A 7171-nucleotide genomic window follows, 5' to 3' on the forward strand; every position below is an offset into this window, starting at 1 on the left:
GGGTAGGGGAGATTATTTATCTTTCTATTACCTATTACCTATTACCTATTACCTATTACCTATTACCTCATTCACCAATATATATACCTAAAGACCGAGCGGTTTGGACTAAATCACCGTGAGGATTAACAAGAGAGGGATTATTATCTATCACGGATTGAATGGGGAAAGTGACAACCTTTCCATTTTGCCAAGCTAACATTTGATCATATTGATTTTGGGCAATTAAATCAATGGCAACTTTACCAAACATGGTGGCTGTGAGACGGTCTAAAGCTGAGGGGATACCACCGCGCTGAATATGTCCTAATACAGAAACTCTGGTATCAATCAGGTGATGACTACAATTGGCAATTTTTTCGGCAATATATTGACCTTGACCACATTTAGCTGTTGTGCAAGTAGAAGGATTATTGGCATCTTCTGTACAAACAGATATACCTTCAGCAACAACTATAATGGCGAATTTTTTTTGCCACTGTTCGCGTAATTCGGTCAGATGATTACATATTCCCTTAATAGTATAGGGGACTTCGGGAATTAAAATCACATCAGCACCGCCGGCAATTCCTGAGTGTAAAGCCAAGTGTCCCGCGTTGCGTCCCATAACTTCGATAATCATTACCCGGTCATGACTAGCAGCGGTAAATATGAGCCGGTTAATGGCATCAACAATGGTATTAACTGCCGTATCAAAGCCGATTGCACGTTCTGTAAAGGCGACATCATGATCAATGGTTTTGGGGATAGCAATTAAATTCCAATTACCTAAAACTGATAGTTGATGAATAATATCTAAACTACCATCTCCACCCACAATAATTAAAGCATCTAAAGCGATCGCCTTATAGCCGGCTAATATTTCATCAGCATGAGCTAAAGTATCCCCTTTATTAATACTACCTAAAACCGTTCCCCCCATATTTAGCAAAGGGTCAATTCCGCGTAAGTCCCAACCATGTATACTTAACGGCACTGTTTTCCGTTCTAGCAACCCTTGGGTGGCGTAAGGGATACCCACTACCTGCCAATCATAAGTCCTTGTGGCATGACTCACAGCCGCGCGAATCACACAATTTAGACCAGGACAATCACCACCACTTGTAAGAATACCGATACGTTTTTTCATAAGTCAGGAGGTAGGGGCGCAGAGCCTGCGCCCAGTCAGGAGTCAGGACTAAGATGGTGTATAAACTCTACCCGAATCCGGGTTATAGGTTTGCAAAGCTTTCATATATTGAGCGCGTTCAAAAGCACTAGGATTAGGACATTTTAACTGGCTCATAGTACCTTGCATTTGCTTTACAGATTCATATTCATGGGTTTTCATCCATTCCAGTAGGTCTTTTTCTAAACACTGAATATGGTTAATTCCCTCTCGTAATAATACAGAACAAAGCATAGTTATATTTGCTCCCACCATCAACATTTTGATCACATCATGGGCATTGTGAATACCGCTAGTTGCAGCCAAACTACCCTGAATATGACCATAGAGAATAGCTATCCAGCGCAGAGGTAAACGCATGGCTTGGGGGGTACTTAAAAGTACATGAGGTTCGACTTCTAAATTTTCTAAGTTAATATCTGGTTGATAAAACCGATTAAATAATACTAATCCATCAGCCCCGGCATGATCTAAACGTTTGGCAATATTTGCAGTATTAGTAAAGTAAGGACTCAGTTTTACGGCTACAGGAATAGTGACGGCGGCTTTAACAGATGTGAGAATATCAAGATAATTTTGCTCGATATCATGACTACTTAAATCTGGGTTAGTGGGAACATAGTAAATATTTAATTCTAGTGCTGATGCTCCTGCTTCTTGCATCAGTTTACCATATTTAGTCCAACCACCGACTGAAGAACCATTCAAACTAGCAATAATCGGAATATCTACCTTTTCCTTGGCTTTGCGAATATGGTCTAAATATTCTTCTGGTCCGACTCGGAAATTAGCGATATTTGGGAAATAAGTTAAAGCTTCTGCAAAACTTTCTGTACCATAGCTTAAATGATGATGAAGTGCAGATTTTTCTAAGTTTAATTGTTCTTCAAATAGTGAGTGCATAACAACAGCACCTGCACCTGCATCTTCCATTAGCTTAATATTATCAATGTCTTCGGAAAGTGGAGACGCGGAGGGAACTAGAGGGGATTTTAATTCTAAACCTAAATACGTGGTAGTTAAGTTCATAAATTTGGTAATGGGTAATTTTTTCTTTCTGTCTCCTGACTCCTGATATTAATTCAATTCAGATAAATGAACCACAGAGGCACAGAGGACACAGAGACAGAAAATCTCAAAAAATTTGGCGCATTTTTACAAAGAAATGGTATGACTCGTAATTTAGCTTTATTGTAATTTTCTGGCGGCTAAATATTGGTACATTTGCCAACGGGTGTTAACATCGAGTTGGGCTTCTCTGAGGAGTTCTTTTGCTGTTTCTGGGTTAATTTTGGTTAACATTTTAAAACGGTTTTCCATGTACATGGAATTTTCTATTGGTATGCGAGGGGTGCGAGAATCGAGTTGTAGGGGGTTTTCTCCCTGTTTAATGCGGTGGGGGTGATAGCGATATAATAACCAGCGTCCAGAGTCTACAGCGGCTTTTTGGTTTTGCATGGCTGTACTCATGTTGATACCGTGAGCAATACAATGACTGTAGGCAATGATTAAGGATGGACCTTCGTAAGCTTCGGCTTCTAAGAAAGTTTTCAGGGTTTGTTCATCTTTTGCGCCCATTGCTACACTAGCAACATAAACGTTACCGTAGGTCATAGCGATTAAACCTAAGTCTTTTTTAGTTGCGGGTTTACCACCGGCGGCGAATTTTGCTACTGCACCTTTAGGGGTAGATTTGGACATTTGACCGCCAGTATTAGAGTAAACTTCTGTGTCTAAGACGAGAATATTGACGTTGCGTCCACTAGCAATGACATGATCTAATCCACCGTAACCAATATCATAGGCCCAACCGTCACCACCAATGATCCAAACACTTTTTTTGACTAAATAATCAGCGAGGGATTGAAGATTTTTAAACGCTGATAAACGCTGATAAACGCTGATAAAATCTTCTTTCATCTGCGTTAATCTGTGTTCATCTGCGGTGATAATTTCTTCTAATTTTCTTTTAAGAATGGAAACTCGTTCTCGTTGAGAGTAAATATCCGATTCGTCTTTTTGTTCAGCGTTGAGGATTTCTGAGACTAAGGTTTCACCTATATGGGGTGCAAGTTGTTGGAGTAAATAAGCGGCAAATTCGGCTTGTTTGTCTATGGAAACCCGGAAACCTAAGCCAAATTCGGCGTTATCTTCAAATAGACTGTTAGACCATGCTGGACCCCTACCTGCGGCGTTTTTTGTCCAAGGTGTGGTGGGTAAGTTACCACCATAGATAGATGAACAACCGGTGGCGTTAGCGACAATCATGCGATCGCCAAATAATTGTGTTACAAGTTTAATATAAGGTGTTTCTCCACATCCAGCACAAGCACCAGAAAACTCAAATAATGGTTCTTGCATCTGTTGTTGATTAATATGATTTAACTTTAAATTCCGTCTATCTGGGTTAGGAAGATTTAAGAAGAAATCCCAGTTTTCTCGTTCTTGTTCTCGCAATGGTTTTTGCGCTGCCATATTAATAGCTTTTTTGCGCGGTTCGGCTTTATTTTTTGCGGGACAAACATCAACACAAATACCGCAACCTGTACAATCTTCTGCTGCTACTTGAATGGTAAACTTTAAATCATGCCAATCATGTTCTTTTGCATTTGCACTTTTAAAAGTTGTTGGGGCATTTTCTAACTCTTCTGGTGCATATACTTTAGCGCGAATGACACTATGGGGACACACCATCACACATTTACCACATTGAATACAAACGTCAGCATCCCACACCGGAATTTCTTCAGCAATATTGCGTTTTTCCCATTTGGATGTTCCTGTGGGATATGTACCATCTACAGGTAATGCACTTACAGGTAAATCATCACCTTCACGAACTATCATTTTCCCTAATACATTGCGGACAAATGCAGGGGCATTATTGAGAATAGGTGACAGGTGACAGGTGACAGGTGACAGTTCTTTAGCTGTAATTTTATAGAGATTTTCCAAGGTTTTATCAACTGCTTGGATATTCATTTGTACAAGTTCTTCACCTTTTTTACCGTAGGTTTTACGAATAGATTTTTTAATTTGATCTATAGCTTCTTCCCTTGGTAAAATACCAGAAACAGCAAAGAAACAAACCTGCATAACTGTATTAATATGTCCACCCATTCCCGCTTCACGGGCGACTTTATAGGCATTAATGACATAGAATTTGAGATTTTTGTTAATTATCTCTGTTTGCATGGTGGTGGGTAATTTATCCCAAACTTCATCTTTGCTATAATGTGAATTTAATAAGAATGTCCCACCAGGAATAATATCTTTTAATATCGGGAATTTTTCTATAAAATCCCATTGGTGACAAGCGATAAAGTTAGCTTTAGTAATTAAATAGGTAGAATGAATTGGTTGATTACCAAAGCGCAAATGAGAGACTGTAACAGAACCAGATTTTTTAGAATCGTAAACAAAATAACCTTGGGCATAATTATCTGTTTCTTCCCCAATAATTTTAATTGAGTTTTTATTTGCCCCCACTGTACCATCTGCACCTAAACCATAAAAAATTGCTCTAATTATATTGTCAGCTTCAATATTAAATTCGGGATTATATGCTAAACTGGTATGGGTAACATCATCATTAATGCCGACAGTAAAATTATTTTTTGGTGTTGCCAAATCTAAGTTATCAAATACCGCTTTTACCATTGCTGGTGTAAATTCTTTAGATGATAAACCATATCTTCCCCCCACAACTTGAATTTTGTGAAGTTGGTTTGCTGCCAAAGCTGTAACTACGTCTACATACAAAGGTTCACCAATTGCCCCTGGTTCTTTCGTTCTATCTAAAACAGCAATTTTGCAGGTAGTTTGGGGAAGAGAATCAATAAATCTTTGGGTATCAAAGGGACGATATAATCTAACTTTGATAACTCCGACTTTTTCACCTTGTTGATTAAGATAATCTACGGTTTCATGAACTGTTTCGCAACCAGAACCCATGAGAATAATTATTTTTTCTGCTGCTGGATTTCCATGATATTCAAATAGTTGATATTTTCTGCCTATATTTTGGGCAAATTCATCCATTACCTGTTGAGTAATATCTGGACAAGCGAGATAAAAAGAGTTTACTGTTTCCCTAGCTTGAAAATAAACATCAGGGTTTTGGGCTGTTCCTCGTAATACCGGATGATCAGGTGTTAAAGCCCGTGAACGATGGGCAATTACTAACTCTATGGGAATAAATTTTTGTAAGTCTTCAGTTGTTAATATTTCTATTTTATTGACTTCGTGGGAAGTGCGAAAACCATCAAAAAAGTGTAAGTAAGGTATCCGAGATAATAAAGTTACTTTTGTGGAAATTAGGGCAAAATCATGGGCTTCTTGCACAGAAGCAGCGCATAACATGGCAAAACCTGTGGTTCTTGCGGCCATGACATCACTATGATCTCCGAAAATGGATAAAGCTTGGGCTGCAAGCGATCGCGCCGCAATATGAAATACTGTAGGTGTAAGTTCACCGGCAATTTTGTACATATTTGGTAGCAGCAACATTAACCCCTGAGATGCTGTAAAGGTTGTTGTCAGGGAACCAGTTTGTAAAGCCCCATGTACAGCGCCCGCAACCCCCCCTTCACTCTGCAACTGGACCACCGCAGGAACAGTTCCCCAAATGTTCGGTTTTCCCTCACTCATCCAAGTATCAGACCATTCCGCCATCGGTGAAGATGGTGTAATCGGGTAAATGGCAATAACTTCGTTTAATTGGTAAACGACTTTAGCCACGGCTTCATTACCATCTATAGTTGCAAAGGTTTTCATTTTATATTCCTTAACCTTAAATAACTACCAAAACATCCAGTCAGGAGGTAGGGGCGCAGGGCCTGCGCCCAGTCAGGATTCAGAAGTAAAACTACAGCGATTTCCAATCATATAAGGTACATCTTAGCCCCCTCATCGCACCCCCCTAAATCCCCCCGCAGCGGGGGGAAGAAAAGGATAAGCTTTTGATACTGGAGGGGGTTGGGGTTCTTGTTCCGGGTTTGATGACAATTTGCTGTAGCTTGCTGTCTGGCTTTGAACTTAAATCCTCTACCTCATTAATCTGCAATCTGCTGTAAATTATTCAATAGACATCTCCAAAAATTAAAGATACTTGACCTGAAAACCCTGTAGAGACGTTCCATGGAACGTCTCTACTTTTTTGGAGATGTCTAATAATTATAGGATAGTTCGTGAAGAAACCTCCCCATACTAAATGTAGCATGGGGCTAGATAGGAACAAAATCCCAAATTATTAGTTTTAGGGAATAACTTTCTGCTGAGTTACTCTACCTTTTGGCTTAGTAATTGACATGAATCTTTGTAAATATGACTATTCACAAAAGACTCAAATATCTGCTTTTGGTTTATTAGCTGTTCCAGAACCTTGACGGTTTTCTTTAATTAATCGGCTGTAAGTCCGTTGAGGGATATAGTGAATTGGATTATAATCAATACAACGTAAAATCAACACACAAGCCCAAGAATACCGTCCATCAGCAATAGCTTCAATGATATGATTGAACTGTTCGGGAGTGATGGCACTATGAAAATCGTTCTGAGCAGAAGAAGCTTGATAGTTCATAACTAACCCTGATATAATCTTGTAGGATTGAAAGTTAATAGGTTTTAAATATTCAGAACAGACAATCTTTTTAGTCCAAACGAATCAGACTTTTATCGTCAAGTTTAGGAATTCTACTCCTGATTTGACAAGCCTTTTAAGTCCTGACTTTTGATCTCCTAAATTCCGAATAATAGGGAGAAATCAAGGGGATATTTGTGCAATCACAGCAATATATACAGATGATATGCACAGGATGTAATTCTCTTGGTGAATAACTTCGATATCTAAATTCGAGTATAGCGATAACTTACCGATTAAATATCAATATTATTTGTGGTTATAAGAGAATTTTATTAATTTTCTGTGAGGTTTAGTAAGTAGTGGTATACATTAAATTAGTGATATCTCATTAGCGATTTGTAATCTAAATAGATTAAATC

At 38.8% G+C, this 7171-nt stretch carries 4 protein-coding genes; all 4 read right to left on the bottom strand.

All coding sequences use genetic code 11. The features are described from left to right. Positions 1 to 67 precede the first annotated feature (67 nt). The 4 genes from IQ228_RS17290 to IQ228_RS17305 all read right to left on the bottom strand — a co-directional run bounded on the left by IQ228_RS17290 (position 68) and on the right by IQ228_RS17305 (position 6749). Positions 68 to 1129, bottom strand: coding sequence for an ATP-dependent 6-phosphofructokinase (locus IQ228_RS17290; RefSeq protein ID WP_027403641.1), 1062 nt, complete (start codon positions 1127 to 1129; stop codon positions 68 to 70). Between the two features lie 48 nt (positions 1130 to 1177). After that, positions 1178 to 2197 (bottom strand): dihydroorotate dehydrogenase-like protein, encoded by a 1020-nt coding sequence (locus IQ228_RS17295; protein WP_027403640.1) that lies wholly within the window; start codon positions 2195 to 2197, stop codon positions 1178 to 1180. 159 nt (positions 2198 to 2356) lie between these two features. After that, complete coding sequence (gene nifJ / locus IQ228_RS17300; protein ID WP_193963727.1) at positions 2357 to 5944, bottom strand: pyruvate:ferredoxin (flavodoxin) oxidoreductase; 3588 nt, start codon at positions 5942 to 5944, stop codon at positions 2357 to 2359. A gap of 568 nt (positions 5945 to 6512) precedes the next feature. Continuing rightward, positions 6513 to 6749 carry a HetP family heterocyst commitment protein gene (locus IQ228_RS17305; RefSeq protein WP_035082631.1) on the bottom strand — a complete coding sequence of 79 codons (237 nt, stop codon included), beginning with the start codon at positions 6747 to 6749 and terminating at the stop codon, positions 6513 to 6515. Positions 6750 to 7171: the final 422 nt, after the last annotated feature.

Source organism: Dolichospermum sp. LEGE 00246 (assembly GCF_015207865.1).
Lineage (GTDB): Bacteria > Cyanobacteriota > Cyanobacteriia > Cyanobacteriales > Nostocaceae > Dolichospermum > Dolichospermum heterosporum.

Excerpts from the sequence above, each read along its gene's own strand:
- nifJ (WP_193963727.1), bottom strand. The coding sequence starts at position 5,944 with ATGAAAACCTTTGCAACTATAGATGGTAATGAAGCCGTGGCTAAAGTC.
- IQ228_RS17295 (WP_027403640.1), bottom strand. The coding sequence starts at position 2,197 with ATGAACTTAACTACCACGTATTTAGGTTTAGAATTAAAATCCCCTCTA.
- IQ228_RS17290 (WP_027403641.1), bottom strand. The coding sequence starts at position 1,129 with ATGAAAAAACGTATCGGTATTCTTACAAGTGGTGGTGATTGTCCTGGT.
- IQ228_RS17305 (WP_035082631.1), bottom strand. The coding sequence starts at position 6,749 with ATGAACTATCAAGCTTCTTCTGCTCAGAACGATTTTCATAGTGCCATC.